Origin of the sequence: Anaerovorax odorimutans DSM 5092, assembly GCF_000426305.1 — a bacterium.
In the GTDB taxonomy this organism is placed as follows: Bacteria; Bacillota; Clostridia; order Peptostreptococcales; family Anaerovoracaceae; genus Anaerovorax; species Anaerovorax odorimutans.
Window position 1 is genome coordinate 1 of record NZ_AUFC01000005.1, and the last position, 18,947, is coordinate 18,947.

17 protein-coding genes are annotated in these 18,947 nt (G+C 30.0%); 6 read left to right on the forward strand and 11 right to left on the reverse strand.

Annotated features, from left to right (window positions below; all coding sequences use genetic code 11):
* From K292_RS0103125 to K292_RS0103140, 4 genes are all read left to right on the forward strand, one after another.
* Positions 1–851: aminotransferase class III-fold pyridoxal phosphate-dependent enzyme (locus K292_RS0103125; RefSeq protein WP_027398614.1), on the forward strand; the 851-nt coding region annotated here is incomplete at its 5' end.
* Between the two features lie 228 nt (positions 852–1,079).
* Positions 1,080–1,742 carry a transcriptional repressor LexA gene (gene lexA, locus K292_RS0103130; RefSeq protein WP_027398615.1) on the forward strand — a complete coding sequence of 221 codons (663 nt, stop codon included), beginning with the start codon at positions 1,080–1,082 and terminating at the stop codon, positions 1,740–1,742.
* A 441-nt stretch (positions 1,743–2,183) separates the two neighbouring features.
* Positions 2,184–3,503: a purple acid phosphatase family protein gene (locus K292_RS0103135; RefSeq protein ID WP_027398616.1), complete on the forward strand. Its 1,320-nt coding sequence runs from the start codon at positions 2,184–2,186 to the stop codon at positions 3,501–3,503.
* Between the two features lie 168 nt (positions 3,504–3,671).
* The gene (locus tag K292_RS0103140; RefSeq protein ID WP_027398617.1) at positions 3,672–3,863 is read left to right on the forward strand and encodes a DUF6774 domain-containing protein; all 192 of its coding nucleotides are present in this window, start codon (positions 3,672–3,674) and stop codon (positions 3,861–3,863) included.
* A gap of 116 nt (positions 3,864–3,979) precedes the next feature.
* On the opposite strand, the gene K292_RS0103145 is transcribed toward K292_RS0103140, so the two are convergent.
* Entirely contained in the window at positions 3,980–4,318 is a 339-nt protein-coding gene (locus K292_RS0103145; protein WP_027398618.1) for a PadR family transcriptional regulator, read from the reverse strand.
* 311 nt (positions 4,319–4,629) lie between these two features.
* Between K292_RS0103145 and K292_RS0103150 the strand changes: the two genes are divergently transcribed.
* Together K292_RS0103150 and K292_RS0103155 are read left to right on the forward strand one after the other, a co-directional pair.
* Positions 4,630–5,106, forward strand: coding sequence for a hypothetical protein (locus K292_RS0103150; RefSeq protein ID WP_027398619.1), 477 nt, complete (start codon positions 4,630–4,632; stop codon positions 5,104–5,106).
* Positions 5,107–5,652 (forward strand): permease, encoded by a 546-nt coding sequence (locus K292_RS0103155; protein WP_027398620.1) that lies wholly within the window; start codon positions 5,107–5,109, stop codon positions 5,650–5,652. It begins immediately after the preceding gene.
* Between the two features lie 99 nt (positions 5,653–5,751).
* Here K292_RS0103155 and K292_RS0103160 read toward each other — a convergent pair whose 3' ends face one another.
* The 10 genes from K292_RS0103160 to K292_RS0103205 form a co-directional block, all read right to left on the reverse strand.
* A complete protein-coding gene (locus tag K292_RS0103160) occupies positions 5,752–7,365 on the reverse strand; it encodes an amidohydrolase (protein ID WP_027398621.1) in 1,614 nt (537 codons plus the stop codon).
* 82 nt (positions 7,366–7,447) lie between these two features.
* Positions 7,448–8,800, reverse strand: a complete 1,353-nt coding sequence (locus tag K292_RS0103165; protein WP_027398622.1) for a Na+/H+ antiporter NhaC family protein — start codon at positions 8,798–8,800, stop codon at positions 7,448–7,450.
* 123 nt (positions 8,801–8,923) lie between these two features.
* Positions 8,924–9,805 carry a carbon-nitrogen hydrolase gene (locus K292_RS0103170; protein WP_027398623.1) on the reverse strand — a complete coding sequence of 294 codons (882 nt, stop codon included), beginning with the start codon at positions 9,803–9,805 and terminating at the stop codon, positions 8,924–8,926.
* Between the two features lie 323 nt (positions 9,806–10,128).
* Positions 10,129–11,499, reverse strand: coding sequence for a sigma-54 interaction domain-containing protein (locus K292_RS0103175; protein WP_051280227.1), 1,371 nt, complete (start codon positions 11,497–11,499; stop codon positions 10,129–10,131).
* 19 nt (positions 11,500–11,518) lie between these two features.
* Complete coding sequence (locus K292_RS0103180) at positions 11,519–12,715, reverse strand: vWA domain-containing protein (protein WP_027398625.1); 1,197 nt, start codon at positions 12,713–12,715, stop codon at positions 11,519–11,521.
* A gap of 1 nt (position 12,716) precedes the next feature.
* The gene (locus K292_RS0103185) at positions 12,717–13,565 is read right to left on the reverse strand and encodes an AAA family ATPase (RefSeq protein WP_027398626.1); all 849 of its coding nucleotides are present in this window, start codon (positions 13,563–13,565) and stop codon (positions 12,717–12,719) included.
* A gap of 317 nt (positions 13,566–13,882) precedes the next feature.
* Positions 13,883–14,476, reverse strand: coding sequence for a lysine exporter LysO family protein (locus tag K292_RS0103190; protein ID WP_027398627.1), 594 nt, complete (start codon positions 14,474–14,476; stop codon positions 13,883–13,885).
* Entirely contained in the window at positions 14,469–14,768 is a 300-nt protein-coding gene (locus K292_RS0103195; RefSeq protein ID WP_027398628.1) for a LysO family transporter, read from the reverse strand. Before K292_RS0103195 ends, K292_RS0103190 begins: the two co-directional genes overlap by 8 nt.
* A 30-nt stretch (positions 14,769–14,798) precedes the next feature.
* Positions 14,799–16,061 (reverse strand): N-acetylmuramoyl-L-alanine amidase, encoded by a 1,263-nt coding sequence (locus K292_RS0103200; protein WP_027398629.1) that lies wholly within the window; start codon positions 16,059–16,061, stop codon positions 14,799–14,801.
* Positions 16,062–17,000: 939 nt separating this feature from the next.
* Complete coding sequence (locus K292_RS0103205; RefSeq protein ID WP_027398630.1) at positions 17,001–18,899, reverse strand: hypothetical protein; 1,899 nt, start codon at positions 18,897–18,899, stop codon at positions 17,001–17,003.
* Positions 18,900–18,947: the final 48 nt, after the last annotated feature.

Sequence of the window (18,947 nt, forward strand, 5' to 3'; positions counted from 1 at the left end):
CCGGATTTATTAAATTTGATGGTCCTTATGCTTACAGAGCTCCTAAAGCTTGTAAATTTGAATCGGAAGCAGACATTACTGCTTTCTATCTTGAACTTTTGGAAAATCAAATGCTAGACGAAGGTCCTGAGCAAATTGCCGGTATTTTCCTAGAAACTGTTGTTGGTTCCAATGGAATTTTAATTCCTCCTGCCGGTTATCTTGAAGGTGTTAGGGCTCTTTGTGATAAATATAATATTATCATGGTATGTGACGAAGTTATGGCTGGCTGGTATAGAACAGGTACTTGCTTTGCATTTCAGCAGTTTAATGTTACACCCGATGTAATAACTTTTGCTAAGGGTTCTACCTGTGGTTATGTTCCTCTTGGTGGCGTTATTGTTTCCGAAAAGATTGCAAAAATCTTTGATGAAAAGAAAATGCTTTGCGGCTTAACTTACAGTGCTCATCCAGTAGGCTGTGCTGCTGCAATTGCCACTCTTAACGCGTATAAGGAAGAAAAAATAGAAGAAAATGTGGCTAAACAAGGTAAAGTACTAGCTGATATACTCGATGGATATGTAACCAAACATGCATGCGTTGGTGAAGTAAGGCATATAGGCTTATTCTCTTCTATTGAATTAGTAAAAGATAAAGCTACACATACTCCTATCGTATCATTTAATAATGACCCTGAAGGTACTATGAACAAAATTGTGGGAATGTTAAAAGTTGAAGGATTTTCAACTTATGCTCACGAAAACATGATTATCATTGCTCCTCCATTAATTATTACTACTGAAGAATTGACAGACGCTATGACTATTATGGATAAAGTCCTTGATTCTGTTGATAATATGATTAAACAATAGATATCAATTTAAAATTTCATAAAGCCACTCATCTGTTATGATATAGCTTATTCCCTATAATATGTAATTTTATATTTTATTGTATAAACTGTACTAATAAAATAAGCTCCACCATATCAATTTGAGTGGTTTTTATTTATAATAAATTGCTGAACATCCGTTTACTTTTTTGTTAAAATATGATAATATGTTCGTAAATTGATCCCTTTATATCGAAAGGAGCTTAAAATGGAACAATTAAAAGAAAGAGAAAAAAAAATATTACAATATATGATATCCGAAATAAAAAGTAAAGGCTATCCTCCTACTGTAAGGGAAATATGCAGTGCACTAAACATAAAATCCACATCTACGACACACAAGGATTTAGAGAACTTAGAGAAAAAGGGATTTATAAAAAAAGATCCATCTAAACCAAGAGCATTAATGATTACCGATCTAGCATTAGATCAGAAACAGCCCATTTTAAATAATACTTGTAATGATTTATCAAATACAGAACATACAAACGTTGTAGAAGTTCCTGTCATAGGAAGAATTGCTGCTGGTACACCTATTTTGGCAGAAGAAAATATTGAAGACTCCTTTCCTGTTCCAGAACGCTTTTTATCTAAGGGAAATAATTTTATGCTCGTTGTTAAAGGAGAAAGTATGATAGAAGCAGGAATATTTGACGGAGATTATATTCTTGTGAAACAACAAAATGAAGCTAATAACGGAGATATTGTCGTTGCTATGGTAGATGGTTTTGAAAGTGAAGCTACTGTAAAAACCTTTTATAAAGAAAATACTTATATTAGATTACAGCCAGAAAACAAATCCATGAGCCCTATTATCGTTTCTGAGGTTAAAATCCTTGGTTTAGTAAAAGGTGTTTTCAGATATTTTTAAAATATAAAGTCTAAGCATACAAATAAGGTTATATAAATTAACCTATTAATTTAAAATATAAAGCTCTTATAAAAAATAAAATAATTAGGCGGCAATAAAAGCTGGTTTCTATATTTTACAGAAACCAGCTTTTATTATGTATAAAATGCTAAAATCGCAGAAATGTATGTAAACTAAATTAAGCTAGTTTAGATTAAAAAACATTGACTAATTCCACAAAGCATATTTTTATTTATACTTAACATTTTTTAAATTGAACGTTAAAAGATTAAAGAAAAATAATTCATTTTTAAATTAGTAATAAATAATTTAATTACAATTTTAAAGTCCTTATTAAAATTCAGGTATAAATAAACTTACAATTATCATATTCTTTATTAAGATTTAAAATTAAAGTTGAATACAGATTTATAATCTGAAGAAAGAGGTTAAGGATATTTTATGAAGAAAAAATTAAGTTTACTAATAATCTTTATTATTGTTGTTTCTGTAACATTAGTAAAACCCATTACCGTGGATAATTTGGAAGTAATCATCTACGATAATCTACACCAACTTACAGATTCAACTGAATCTAATAACAGTTCTATATCGGCAGCCTCATATCATGGATTAACATCTATAAGTGTCATAAATAATTTTGGTAAAAACCCTGCAACTGAGCGTAATTTTACATGGAATACTCCCATATCCAATAACAAAGATGTATTGGAATACTGCCTCAAAGATGAATTTCATAGCTTTGATGATATTAATATTAAGAAAGTTACTGCAAAAAGCTATGAAACAAAAACTGATGCAGACAATAGAGTTATTCATAAAATTTCTTTAAAAAATCTAAAACCCGGAGCTGAGTATATATATCGAATTATGTATGCACCTAACATATATAGTCCTAAAGCAACTTTTAAAACTGCTGAAGAAAAACTAGATCAATTTACTTTCATACAAATAACAGATACTCAAGGTTTTAATAAGAGTGATTATTTAATATGGGCAAATACATTAAAAAAAGCTCTAGGAAAATTTCCTGATGCAAAATTTTTAATCCATACAGGAGATATGGTAAACGATGGAGATAAAATTAAACAATGGGATGCTTTTACTCATGCCGTAATACCTGAATTGATGAATCTTCCAATTGCTCCCACATTAGGAAATCATGATAAATTAAATAAAAATGGCTCAAATCCTAAAGCGAAAAACTTTAACGATATATTTTATATCCCAAATACAATTAAAAATAATACAGGAACAGAAGATGGGACTGTCTATTCTTTTGACTACGGCAACGCTCATATAGCTGTTATGAATACTGAATGTAGCAGAAAGAATTTAAAAAAGCAAGGTGATTGGCTCATATCTGATATGTCTAAAACAGATAAGCTATGGAAAATAGTTGCTGTACATAGAGGTCTTTATGGAGCAACCTATTACTCTTCTGAAATAAGGGATGTATGGGCACCTATCTTTGACAAAGTTGGAATTGACCTTGTCCTGCAAGGTCATGATCATAATTATGTAAGAACATATCCTATGAAAAACAATGAAATATCCAGCTTAGGAAATGGTACTATATATATAACTGCCAACTCAGGAGGAATAAAATTTTATCCCCAAAAACTCCGTAACTGGCAAGAAGTTAACTTACAGCCTTATATTCAAATGTACATTGCAGTTACAATAAATAATAATCAAATAACAATTAAAGCGTATGATGTAAATAATGTTTTAAAGGATACTATAACCCTTAATAAATAGATACTATTAATCAGCTTCTATTTCTTCTTAAGATATAAAAAATATCATTAAAATTTATTAATCATAATAAAAATAATTGGCAGTTCGCTAAATTATCAATCTATAAATATTTTATATAAATATTCAACTTCATAATTTACTTTATATATTAAAATGAGGTGATTAATTATGAATTATGGTAAACTAACTGCAACAATATCTAGTATTGCCATAATGATAGCAAACGACATAACTGATGAAGATGAACTAACCCTCTTAAGTTTAATGTTTACTCAACTTGGAGATACATTGGCTACAATCTCACAGCAACGAAGTATGAGCAACATTTTAAATAATAACTCTGATTCAAAAGAAGAATGAACAAATATCTTGATGAAATTTTTAATTCGTTGATCTCTAAAGGATATTATAATCAGCAATAAAAAAGCCATCCATTAATTGATCATATTATTATAATAGATGACTACTTGTAATATTTATTTTTTGTCATTAATATTTTTGTAATTTTTAAGGAAAAAACCTAAATTTTCATATCTTAGTTCAATATCTTTTTTAAACATTTCCAACTCTTTATAACCATTTTCCGTTATAGAATAATATTTTTTAGCTGCTCCGGCTTCAGATGTATCCCATCTTGATTCTACAGAGCCATTAGTCTCTAAAGTTTTTAATGCTCTATATATGGCAGCACTGTCTATTTTATTATTAGGTAAATTTGTTTCAAATTCTTTTAATAATTCAAATCCATATGACGGTTTCAATGTTAAAAATAATAATACAAATGCAGCCGTATGTCTACCAGGTTTGATTTTCATATAATTACCTCCGTTAGAATCTGTTAATTACACATTACTGTAATTTATAATATTTGTCAAATAATAAATTGATTATTTAATTATAGGATTTTATATTTATAAATTAATAAAAGTAAAAATGCTTAATGAAATTAATTTTTATAATTTTTTTAATATAATTAAATTATCTTTTTAAACAATGAACAAATTTAGAAATTTTAACCTAATATTTTATATTGACACACAATGTTATATACAGTAATATGTTATTAACATATTACTGTATATAATTAATATCTATTTAATATAAATATTAAATAAAGGAGAAAAAAATGACAAGTTATATAATTTACGGATTAGTTATAATTCTTACAATAATATCTGCAATTGTAGATATAGATAAAACTAAAAAAGCTATAAAAATCGGCTTTAATTCATTTAAAAAACTACTACCCTCAATTACACCTGTAATGATTTTTATAGGAATTACATTATCCATATTAAGTCCTTCATCAATAAGTATGATACTTGGTAAGCAATCTGGAGGATTAGGTATAATAGTAGGTTTAATAACAGGTTCTATAGCATTTATGCCCAGTTTTATAGCTTTTCCTCTGGGAGAAAGTTTATTGTCACATGGAGCTGGATACCCTCAAATAGCTGCTTTTATTTCAAGCTTAATGGCAGTTGGTATAGTTTCTTTAGCTATTGAAATTCAATATTTTGGTAAAAAGGCAGCAGTATCAAGAAATATTTTGGCTTTAATAACATCTGTAATTTTTTCTTTAATTATATGGGGAGTGATGTAAATGATTAAAACAATTATTAAAAAATACAAATGGTCAATTATCCTTTTAATATTACTGGCAATACTTTATTTTATAAACAGTAACTTGGGCGAAAATGCCACAATAAAAACATTATCCAATTTCAAATCCATGCTCAGTGTACTGCCTCCTATTTTAGTATTAATTGGTCTTTTAGATGTTTGGGTACCAAAAGAAACAATGATAAAATATATGGGGCATGGCTCAGGCATAAAAGGAATTTTTATGTCTTTATTATTAGGTTCTTTAGCAGCAGGACCTTTATATGCAGCCTTTCCCATAGCAGCAATTTTAATGAAAAAAGAAGCACGATTTGCATACATTTTATTCTTTTTAGGAGTTTGGTCAAGTTCAAAATTGCCATTGCTTCTATATGAATATACTTCATTTGGAGGAACTTTTACTACTATACATGTAATATCTAATTTAACAATTTTCTTAATTGGTTCTTTCTTAATTGAAAAAATGATAAAAAAAGAAAGCTTAAACAAAATATATTTATCAGCAAACAGTATGATAGATGATTAGGTAAAAAAATAAAGCAAAGATAAACAAAATACTTTGTAATCTATTGCTTTATTTTTTTATTATTAGTTAGTATGTGAAAAAAATCGAATTATTTATATTTTATCTTTTAAATATTACTTTTCCATCCATAATAGTCATCTCTACGTTAGCTTCCCTTATCTCCAGCGGATCTGTATCAAAAAGATTTCTGTCAATGACTACAATGTCTGCAAATTTACCTGCTTCTAAAGTCCCCAACTCATCTTCCCTTCCTATTCCATATGCTGAACCATAAGTATAAGATCTAAGGATCTCATAAAGTGTCAATTTTTCAGTTGGATTCCATCCTCCTTCAGGTAAACCATCATCATGCAGTCTAGTTATAGCTCTGGAAATCTCAAAGAAAGGATTATTATCAACTACAGGGCAATCACTTCCAATGGCCAAGACTCCTGCCTGTTCAAGTAAAGTTTTAAACGGCCAAGTTGTTCCAGCCCTTTCTTCACCAAGAGTGATTCTATATTCCTCACCTTCCCAAGTAGGCATTAATCCTAAATGTTCAGGTTGTACTGAAGGAATCAACCCTAATTCCTTGAATCTAGTTCTATCTTTCTCATTAATTAATTCAACATGTTCAATGGCATGCCTTACATTCTTTTTACCATATTTTTTCATTGCCTCTTCATAACTATCAATTGTGAATCGTATTGCCCTATCACCTATTGCATGAATTTTAATCCATAAACCTCTTTTATGACCTTCCAATATTCCTTCTTTTATTCTATCTAACTCAGAAAGCTGTATACCTCTGTTCCCCGGAGCATCTTCATAATCTTCAAGAAGAAGTGCCGTATGTGTTGTAATTACACCATCCACAAATTGCTTTAACATATGTGCTCTTAACTTTTCACTCTTATATTTAACACTATTTTTCACAGCTTCATCAAGGTCACCTAAAAGATCTGTTGCAGCAGTAATTCTAACCGTCAATTGTTCATCTTTTTCTAATCCTGAATAAACTTCTAAAGATCCTAAATTCCTTCCAAAGTAAGGCTGGACATCTACAACAGAAGTTATTCCTAAAGCAGCAGCTTCCTCCATAAATTTTTTTAAGAAAGCTCTTTCCTGCTCTTCATTAAATTCAAATGCATATTTAGCAACAATCGCGATGGCAGATTCATATAAAAATCCTGTAGGTTCACCATTTTCATCTCTGGCAATCTCTCCACCAAATGGATCAGGTGTGTCTTTTGTAATACCTGCAATTTCCAAAGCCTTACTGTTCACCCAAGCTCCATGGGCTTCCGCATCTAATAAAAAAACAGGTTTATCAGGAAAATACTTATCAAGGGTTTTTTTATTTGGCAATTCTTTTATATCCCAAAATACATGATACCAATTAAATCCAAATACCCATCCGTCATAAGGATTCTTATCATAAAAATCTTTTACCATCTTTGCTGTTTCTTCTTCTGATCTGGCAGAACCTAAGTTTACATAAATTTTAAACATACCAGCCATAAGAAGATGAGTATGGCTATCATGAAATCCAGCCATTACCAATTTATCTTCAAATTCATATATAACTGTATCCGAATCAATATATCTATTAGCTTCATCACTTGGGCCCACAGCAATAATCTTATTTCCTTTTGCCGCTACAAATCCCGCATAAGGACGTTCTGATATACTATCAAAGATATAATTACTTTTAACTACAATATTCGCTTTCATAATATTCTCCATTTCCGATTTTAAGCAAAAGTTATAAAACTTTAAGCCTATTAACAAGTCTTTATTTGTTTAAAGGAATTAACTATAAAATAAAACCAGCAATTAAATATAATATTGAAGTTATAATTAAAATTGGCACAATCATTGGTAATGCTGTTCTTGCATAATCTATATTTTTAATTTTTGCAAGACCACAGGTTAATGTAACAGAATCACCATAGAAGCAAGTTGCACTTCCTGCAGCTGATCCTGCAATAACAGCACCAATAGTCAAATACATATTTGCACCCAATGTATTCGCAAGTGGTATCATAATTGGGAAACATACAGCTGCCATTCCCCAGAAACTCCCTGTAACAAATCCAAGCACTAGCAAAACGATAAATGCAATAAGTGGTAATAAATTTACACTTATAATTGGAGAGACTGTTTCAATAACATATGGCGCAAGTCCTAACTCGTCATTTGCATTTTGAAGTACAAATGCACTAATTACAATAGCTGTCACAACGAACATATCTTGAAATCCTGCCCATATTGAATCAAATGCTTCTCCAAACTTCAACAACTTTTGAGGAATATATAAGATAAGACAAACCAGTATACCTGTTAAAAGCCCATAAGTTAATTCTTGAGTCCATAATGTAATACCTATTAGAATAATCATCGGTGCCGCGAAATTCCAAACGCTGGTTACCTTCTTTTCTTCTTCTTCTGCAACTTCTACTGCTAAAGAATCAGCAGGTAAAACTTCTCCTGTGGTTTCTGCTCTTTCTTCAGCCAATTTCATTGGGCCAAAAGGTTTAATGATCCTTAATTGATAAAGAAGTACAAACAGTAAAGACATCCATGCAAAGAACATAAAAGGTACAGCCTTTACAACTGCATCAATCCCTGTTCCAGGCAAAAGATTCAAATCTTCAATCTGACTTCCCATAAATACACCCCATAGAGAAAGGGGAACTAATATACAAGTTGAACATGCTACTGCATTTACTGCAAAAGAAAACATCTCTCTGGACATCTTATTTTCATCTGCAATCTTTCTGCTGGAAACTCCTGCTCCCAAAATACTGAAATAATTATCTAAAAATAATACAATTCCCATTACCCAAGTTAAAATTCCAGTTTTCTTTTTATTGTTAGCAAATCTTAAGCCTAATTTCGTAAAGCCTGATATGGCATTGGAGGTTTCCAATAATTTAATAAAAATTCCAAATAATCCAAATATAATAATAAAGTAAGCGGATTCTCCTAATTCTCCATATAATGAATCTAAATAAGAAAATACAAATTTCTCTTTTGCTATGATAATGAATCCCACCATTGTTCCCAAAATAAGTGGTTCTAAAGCCCTCTTTGTAATAATTGCACTTATAATTACCACTGCTACTGGTAACAAGCTTAATGCACCATAGTTAGTTATTGCATCCATTATTCTTCCTCCAATCATAAAATTCCAACTTTGTAAACACGATAATTTTTATAAATTAGAACGTATTTAACCAGTAATAAAAAATAATTATACTTTACATATTATTTTTATTTTATAAATTTATTACTCTGAGATATGCATTTTTAATATCTCATTATACGAATCTGTTCTTCGGTCTCTATGAAATTGAAGAATATCTCTTGCTCTTTTAATTTCGTCTAAATCTAATTCTGCAACAATTAAATCCTCTTCATTTCTTTTTCCCTCAGTAATAACCTTGCCCCAAGGATCGGATACAAATCCTCTTCCATAGAATTCCATAAAGCCGGATCCATCAATAGCATCTTCGCGACCTACACGGTTACATGCACAAACATAAAAGTTATTGTGAATTCCATGACCTCTTATAGAATCCATCCAAGTTTGTGATGTATCCAAATCTGGATTGTCAGGTTCTGATCCAATTGCAGAAGGGTAAAATATGAAATCAGCTCCCTTAAGGGCTAAAATTCTTGTTGGCTCTGGGAACCACTCATCCCAGCAAATTAAAACTCCAAAGTTTCCATATTTTGATTTAAATACTATATATGGTGAATCACCGGGTGTAAAATAGTATTTTTCAATATACTGCGGCCCTTCGGGGATATGATGCTTTCTGTAATTTCCTAGCAAGCTTCCATCTGCATCAAATACTGCTGCTGAATTATAATAAACACCGTCCATTGCATATTCATAATAGCAGCTTACAATTACCACATCTAACTCCTTAGCTAGATTACTCATCTTCTTATTAGTTGGACCATCCATAGGTTCTGCCCAATCATATTTAGTGTAATCAATTATTTGTGCAAAGTATTGACCATTAAAGAGCTCCTGAGTGCATATTATTTTTGCACCTTTTTCTGCCATAGCACGTATTTGCTCTTCAGCCTTAGCTAAATTCTTATCTCTATCTGCTACACAAGCAAATTGAGTCATTCCAACTTTAACTTTTCCTTTATTCATTTCTTCTTCCTCCATATTCTCTTTTAAAATCATATTTTTAGCTTTAACTGCTTTATGCTATTTATATATCGCAAGTACTATGCCAAATATAATTTCAATAAAGTTGTTGAAAAATCAGACTTTTCTTTCTTTTATAATGCTCATGTGTTAGTATAAACTTACACATATGAGAATTATAAGTTTACTTAATCTCTGAAACTCATTTAATTAAAGAGTTCTTAAATAAAAAATACAGTGTAATTTTATACTTACACTGTATTTAATAACATACATATTAATTTCAAATTTACTGAATTTTTTTATATTTTATGTCGATTTTTTTATTAAATTTCTAATCTTTTCATTTTTTGATATAATAAAGGTCTTGAAATATTCAAGTATTTTGCTGTTTTTGTTTTATTATAATTAAATTTCCTTAATGAAGTAATAATCAAGTCCCTTTCTGCTTTACGCTTAACTTGTTCAATAGGATTATCACTGTTATTGTCTTCTACATACTCTATTAATTCTTTACCTTCTTTTACCATATCAAAATCAAAATCTTCTGCCGTAAGCAATGGGCCTGACGTATAATTCATAGCACGTTCAACAGCATTATGCAATTCACGTACATTTCCCGGCCAATGATATGTTCTTAATAATTCAATAGCACTTTTATCAACGCCTGTAACAGAAAGACCTAACGATTCATTAAGGTCTTCTAATATGGATTGGATTAACTCTTCTAAATCTTCAAGTCGATCTCTAAGTGGCGGTATCTTAATTTCTATAACATTTAATCGATAAAATAAATCTTCACGAAACATTCCACTATTTACTAAATTTCTTAAATCTTGATTAGCAGCAACAATTATCCTAACATCAATTGGAATACTAGTATCTGATCCAATACGATCAACTTCCTTCTCCTGAAGAACTCTTAATAGCTTTGGCTGTACACTCATAGGCATTTGATTAATTTCATCTATAAATAAAGTACCATTATTGGCTAATTCAAATTTACCTTTTTTACCTTCTTTAACAGCACCTGTAAATGTTCCTTTCTCATACCCAAATAGCTCTGATTCTACCAGATTTTCAGGTATTGCAGAGGAATTTACTTTTATCATCCTGTTTTTTCTGCGGCTGCTTAAATTATGAATAGCATGTGCCACGAGCTCTTTTCCAGTTCCCGTTTCACCGGTAATCATAACAGTAGAATTTGTTTTTGCTGCAGAAATGATACTTTCTTTTAGTTTCATAATAGGCTTAGAACTTCCTGCAATATTGTGTATAGAATATTTTGTTCCTTCAAGCTTTACTATTTGTTTAGTAAGATTTTTTAATTCACGGTCCAAAAACCTGTTGTAACTATCCGATAGCTCATATAAAAATTGAGATTCCTGAGTTGCATCATATTCTAAAAGTCCAATCTTTTGTCCATCTTTAAATAAAGGTACTTGAATTGTAATACCAATACCTAAATATGAGCTGTAAAATTCCAATCCTATATCATCACGATTTAGCCCCTCAATCATTTTAGAGCCAGGAAATATTTCTAAAATATGTTTACCTAAAATAAAATCTCTTTCTTTAGCAAAATATCCTGCACATTGTTCATTGACATAGACAACTATACCAGTCATGTCAATAACAACAACTCCAGGGATACTTTCCAGATACATTTCTATATCTTTATCGGTTAATTTATACATAGATTTTCACTTCTCAATCCTATCTGCTGACTAATAATTTTTTTATTGAAGCTTCCAGTCCATCAATAGTTAATTCAAACATAGGGAATATTTCTTTTATCTTTAATAAAGTAGGAGATCCATAAGTATATTCCCACTCTCTTTCTGGAATTGGATTCAGCCAAACGCTTTTTGAATATTTCTTTTTAAATTTTTTCAGCCATTCTATACCTGGAACTTCATTATATAAACCTATATAACAATTTCCGCCTTTACTCATAAGCTCAGATGGAGCCATAGTTCCATCTCCAACAAAAATAACTTTATATTCACTCTTTAAATTTGAAAGTACCCATTCTGTATCAACCCATTCTCCTCTCCTGCAATGAGGCGTGGTATATAAATGCTCATATATGCAATTATGGAAGTAATAAACCTTTAAATCTTTAAAATGATTAGCATTGCTTACTGCTTGAAAAAGTTGACTGCAAAGCCTGCTGTAAGGCATCATAGAACCATCAGCATCAAACAAGATAAGAAGTTTAACAGTATTTTTTCTTGGTCTGTCCCAGACAAGCTTTAATCTGCCTGCATTATCACAAGTTTCATCTATGGTTTTTTCAATATCCAACTCTGTTTTTGCACCTTCAACTTTAGAAGAAAATTGTCTTAGCTTTCTAAAAGCCATTTGAAACTGCCTGGTATCTAATATATTATCCTGTCTAAAATCCCTAAAATTTCTTTCGCCTGCTATTTGTACCGCCGTTTTATGTCTGCCTTCTCCTCCTACACGGATACCTCTTTCATGGTATCCGCTATGACCCATAGTAGATGTCCCTCCGGTTCCAATCCAATAATTTCCACCATCATGACGTTCTTTTTGTTCTTCAATACGCTCTCTGAATCTTTTCATCAGTTCTTCAAGTTCCAATACGTAATCATCAAGCATGTTCTTATCATTAATATCTCTTACTTTTACATCTTTATTCAACCAATCCCAAAATTCTTCAGGTAAGTCCTCTGGACTTTCAATTCCTTGGAAAAATTCTGCAAATGCCATATCAAATTTATCATAATCCGCCTCACTTTTTACTAAAACGCTTCTGCACAAATGATAGAAGTCCAATAAACTTGCTTTGCAAAGGCCCTTATCCAAGGCTTCCATTAATACCATCCATTCATTCAGAGAAACTTTCAGTCCACGGGCTCTTAATAAATAAAAAAACGTAATAAACATTTTACAACCATCTCTTTAGGGAAAATCCCTTTTCTTTTATTTCAGACATAACTTCAATATCTTGATTTTTCTTTAAAAGAACCCCTATAAACGGAATTTGTTCTTTAATTTTATCAACAGAAACACCGCTAAGCATTAATGCTTGTAACCAATCCAATAACTCGGATGTACTAGGTTTCTTTTGAAGTTCTTTCATGTCTCTTAGCCAATAGAAAGTTTCCAAAGCTTGCGCAATAAGCTTTTCTTCAATATTACTGTAATGAACATTTATAATCTCTCTCATCTTTTCTGCATCGGGGAATTCAATGTAATGGAAAATACATCTTCTTAAAAAAGCATCCGGAAGCTCTTTTTCTGCATTAGAAGTAATAATTACAATAGGTCTTTCTTTTGTTTTTATCAATTCTTTTGTTTCATTTACATAAAACTCCATTTTGTCCAATTCCCAAAGTAAATCATTGGGAAACTCCAAATCTGCCTTATCTATTTCATCAATTAATAGAACTACCTGTTTATCACTTGTAAATGCCTCTCCAAGTTTACCAAGTTTTATATACTTTTTAATATCAGCAACATCACCTTCGCCAAACTGACTATCATATAATCTTTGAACAGTATCATATACATAAAGACCTTCTTGCGCTTTTGTTGTAGATTTAATATTCCAAATAACTAACTCTTTGTTTAATGCTTTTGAAATAGCCTCTGCAAGCATCGTTTTGCCTGTTCCTGGTTCTCCTTTTATAAGTAATGGTTTTTTTAAAGCAATTGAAACATTTACTGCATGCATAAGTTCATTTGAAACAACATATTCACTGCTTCCTTTAAATAGATTCATATTATTGGTCATCTTTTTTCATTTTCTCCTTTAAATTAATAAATAGTAATAATATATAGTTTTTAAACGCAGGAAATATCACACCTGCGATATTGACTTAGTTTCATAAAAAATATTTTTTCATAAAGTTACTTATTATATAAATAATAAATTACATTTACCATATTATAAGCTTTTAAAATGCTGTAAACTTAATTACCCCCCCATCAGAACTAGAAGATCTCATAAAGCTTTTCTTTTATGCAGTAAATATCGTATTATTTACGGAATCAGGAAAAACAGATTAGTAACTAGTATGGCCTAGGATTTGAATTACCATCATTGATATTTTATAATCCAATAATAAACGGTACCAAAACTGGCACTGCCATACTTATGATTGCTCCTGAAACAAAAGAATAGACTGCAACATTACTGTTTGTTGTCTTCTCGACTATTGGCAGACAAACATCCATAGCCGCTGCACCTGGCAAAGATATGGTCTCAAGGTATCCAATTTTTTGTGCAACAATAGGTATAATTAAAATAGAAAAAAATTCCCTCATTACATTATGCAAAAATGAAATAGCACTTATAGAAGAAGAATAGTCAGCTAAAATTATGGGGGCTAAAGTATACCATCCAAATCCGGAACCTATTGCCATAGATTCCCTTACAGTTATAGGAAGTAATAAGCCTGCAATTGCAGAAAAAACTAATGTTCCTATAATTGTAGCAATAGGAAATAACAAAATTTTAAATCCCGTCTTTTTTATATCTTTAAATATGGAATCCTGCCTTCCTATATCCAGTCCAACAAGAAATAAAAGTAAACATAATCCGCCACTCAGCATATATTCAGAATGATTGATTATAACATCAGGAATAAACAAATACCCCGATAAAACACCTATTAATAATGCTATAACAATTGATTTACTCATTAATTGCCCCTTTTTTATCTAAATTAATAATTTTTCTTAATATAAGTATGGCTAATACACTGCCTGTCATTACTAATATTGTAATAATAAATGCAGAAAGACCTATTTCTTTTAATGATTTAAGAACTCTGTCATCTGCGCCAATACGCATACCCATAGTAAATACTAACACAATAATAACAACAACTTGTGTATTACTTATCCATTTATATTCTTTTTCTTTTGACATTATTTTTTTCCCAATAATGCTGCCTATAATAAGCATACTCAAATATAATAATAAACTCATCATAATTATCCCTCTTAATCCACCCCATAAATTTTAATTATTTATGCTTTCATTTAATACTTTAATGATACCTTTAGCTGCTGAATATGCAAATTTATCTCTAAATTCATCGGTTAACATATACTGAAGATTATCATTATTTGATAAAAAAGCTCCTTCAATAATAATTGCAGGCATATTTGTTTTATTGAGTACGGCATAAGCTGGCTGACTCTTTATTCCCCTATTTTTTAGTCCCATATTTACCACCATTTCATCTAAAATCGCCTGTGCTAAATTTTGGCTGTAAATTCCATAATTTGCTTCGGACTGTTTAGAATAATAATAAACTTCTGTACCATTAACACTGCTTGAAATTGCAGAGTTATTATGAATAGATACATATAAATAGCCATTTACACTGTTTGCCATCTTAGGTCTGTCTTGTAATCCTATGGAAACATCGCTTTCTCTTAACAAATATGTACTGGCACCAACGGATTTCAAATATGAATTGAGCTTTAATGCTATATCCAAATTAACTTCCTTTTCTGTCAATACCACATTCCCGTTAACTTCCCCTAAAGCTCCGGGATCGCTTCCTCCATGACCTGCATCAATAACTATAAGCTTTTGTTTTAATCTGTCATCCAATGAAGGAAGATTATTAACGGTTATTCCTTGCTTTGTAGTTATTTTATCATTAATTCCAGCAGAATCATTTGTATTAACTGCTTCGGACGTTGTTGTATCACTAATTGCAGTGGAAGTTGAAATTATTTCCACATTAGTACTGTTTACAGGTACAATTACATTATTAGTATTAGGTGAATTAACAGAAGCAATTCTGTTAAGTTCATCCCATTCAACATTACAGTTTAAAGAGTCTGCAACAAATCTTAAGGGTATCATTGTACTACCATAACCATCACCATCTGTATCAATAATAAGTGCTGGTAACTCCAAATCTTTTGAAACTCCATCTACAACAGCCTTGTCCATATTTATCTTTAAAGTTACATAAGATGATCCTAAATTTACAGTAACTTCTTGCTGCTCCTCATTCCATCCTACTGTAGCTCCCATGGTTTCAAAAAAAGCTCTTGCAGGAATCATAGTTCTTTCTTTAATAATTATAGGTGGAGTTTCTGTATTAATTACACTCCCATCTAAATTTAGACCGACAGGAAATTCCCTGCATACTTCAATGCCACTTTGAATTTCTTCTTGTGTAACATCATCTGATGCAAAAACTCCATCAATATTAAAAACACTAAAGAATAACACTGCTATAAATAGTATAAAAATTTTTTTCATTTGTATCACCTTATCTAATCCTTTTCTACCTCTTTTCTAAAAATTAATTAAATATACCAGCATGAAGTTACATACTGGTATTATTGGTGAGGCATTGGGGACTTAAATCCCCAACCTACAGATTTAAAGTCTACATTTCAATGTTAAAATTTCAATGTTTAACAAGTATATTTTGCATACCTGTTACCACACCAATCCCTATAAATGATTATAGCATATTTACTTATTTTTTTGCAATTCATTTAAATAAATGTATAGAATTAAAAAATTTTTTATATTTTTTAATTCTATTGTAAAAATTTGGCTTTATACGATATAATTTCATAGTGCTCCTAGAGACACTGTAGGCGGTTAGCCACTATCCGTTATTACTGCATTAGGTTACGAAAAACCAATCGCAGAATAAGGAGGTGGTAATTTATTAGTACATATGAAGAATTTATGATTATTATTGCAGTTGCAACATTAATCGTTTTAATAATAAATATGGAACGTAAATAAAAATAATCGCCCTCGGCAAAGGTTTGCGATTATTTTTATAACGATTCTATTTGTCGGCTAACCGTTTATCGGTAGCACTTTTTATATCTTGATTATAACATATTATCATAAATAATTAAATAGTATAATTTTAAAAAATAGAAAGACCACTTGCTCTTGCAGTGGTCTTTGGTGAGGCACAAGGGATTCGAACCCCTAACCGACAGAATGGTTTAATATTGTCTATACATATTTAAATTTAAACGTTTATATGTTGTGTTTTTTAGAATTTCCCCTATTTTTCCCACATTAAGCGTTAAAAGTCAATGAATTATTATTTAGAATCATTTTAGTTTTTTATTCAATATTACCTTCATTGTTTTATTTGGACTATAGCAATATATAAATAGTCTGATGCATCATTCATCTTTGTTTTATTAGTCAAAGTCATTTATAGATTTATAACGATGTTTCAAGCTCGAACTTCAAATCTATTAAAACATTCTCTGGATCTGCACCCGATCTTTTTATCTTAATCATATCTATGAGAATATCATCTGTAATAATCAATATCATTTTTTTGTTTCGATTATTCAGGTAATCAGCCTGTTTCAATTTAGTTCTTTTACTTATTGCATTTCTGGTAAAAATAATCCCAAATTGACCATATACTTCTTTTTCTAGATAGTCAGATATCTGTCTTAACGCATCGTTATTAATCTCTTGACTATAGTTCTTAAATTCAAAAACAATATTATTACAATAATATAATTGTTTAATTGATTTCCAAAAATCATGTACTCCAGTATTTGCTACAATCAAATCTCTTATATCCGTTCCACTGTTGTTTGATACTTGATATTCTGCTTTAAAATAGCTAAAACTATCTTCAAACAAATATCTAATGGCTTTGTAACAAATACTCTCATACTCTTTCCACCCACTACCTTTGGAACAGTTGTTCAAATCTGAAATTATAATATCAGCAGTTTTAATTTTTTTTAGTCCTTCTTCATTTGGTAAAAGTCTTCTAAAATTCGGAACTATTAATTGGTTAACTAATAGTCTCGAAATTGCAGACTCATTTATTTTAAATTTTAAAGCTACAGCTAATGAATCTTTATCGATAAATGTTACTTTATTATTATTTTGAAATTCATTTTTTATATAAGATGGTACTATTTCATTTGATAAAAATATAGTTTCATATTTCTTATACTTTCCCAGTATAGTTTTCAAATTATTGATTTCCAAACTCTCTCTATCGTCTATTCTTTTAATCATCACTTGTGAACAGTCATTATTGGAAATGTTCCTTTTCAGGTAATAATCATCGAACTTGTATTTATCATATCCATATAAGGAAAGGATCACATCAGCAAAATTATCAATAAAGTCGAGACTATTAATATTCCTCATTATATCTATAAGTTCACCATTGATACTTTTTTCTATTGTATTAAGATTTTCCCTTTCTGATACGTCAATTTTATATCCTAAAGTAATAGTATATTCATTATTATCATCTGAAATTTCATACACGTTTCTTATGGAATCATCAATGTCTATCTTTATTCCTTCATCAAGTCTTGATTTCATTTCAATTAATGCAATTCCAGATGATACATCAATGTACTTAGATTCTATATGTGATTTACATGCAACATAATGAAAGTGAATACCATTATAATATTTAAATAGACCTCTTATCTCATAATAGTTTACATCTATGTATTCTCTATAAAAATTCCACCAATTATTTGCATATTCTGATATTGAGTCTATTTGGTTAATATTTAAGCTTTCAACATCTGATGTATTTTTTATTTTACTATTTAAATTGCAAAGTAACTCATTAATATCTATTTCTTTAAAATATGTTAAATTATCATCTTCAATTTTCTTTGCTCTAAAGGGAGGTCTTTTTTTATAACCTAATAGAAGTAAATTTTTTAGTTCTGAAATTTCAATATCAATTAGAATATTTTCAAAAAATGACTTACTTAGGATAACCGTATTAGATTCCATCATAATTTTTAATATAATCGAAATAATAATTCTTAAATTAGTAAATCTAATCTCAAGCGTATTATTTCTTTCGAGTAGTTCAATATAATGGACTAGAAATAGGTTTTTAGAATCATGTAAATAGTTTAACAGTTTTTGCAATATACTCTTTGGATTTGTTTTCATATAACTATCAATCTTTACTCCTAGCCTAATAAAGATTTTATCTGAAATTTCCTCATCTATGCTACTTAATTCTTTTTCTAATTCATTTATTAATTCTTCGTCGAAACTTGACATATTACTAATTAATTTTAATATTTCATGTGCCTTAGTGAAAATTGAAGTCACCTTATTCCTCCTTTCTAATTCTCCTATAAATGTCATTTTGATTATAAT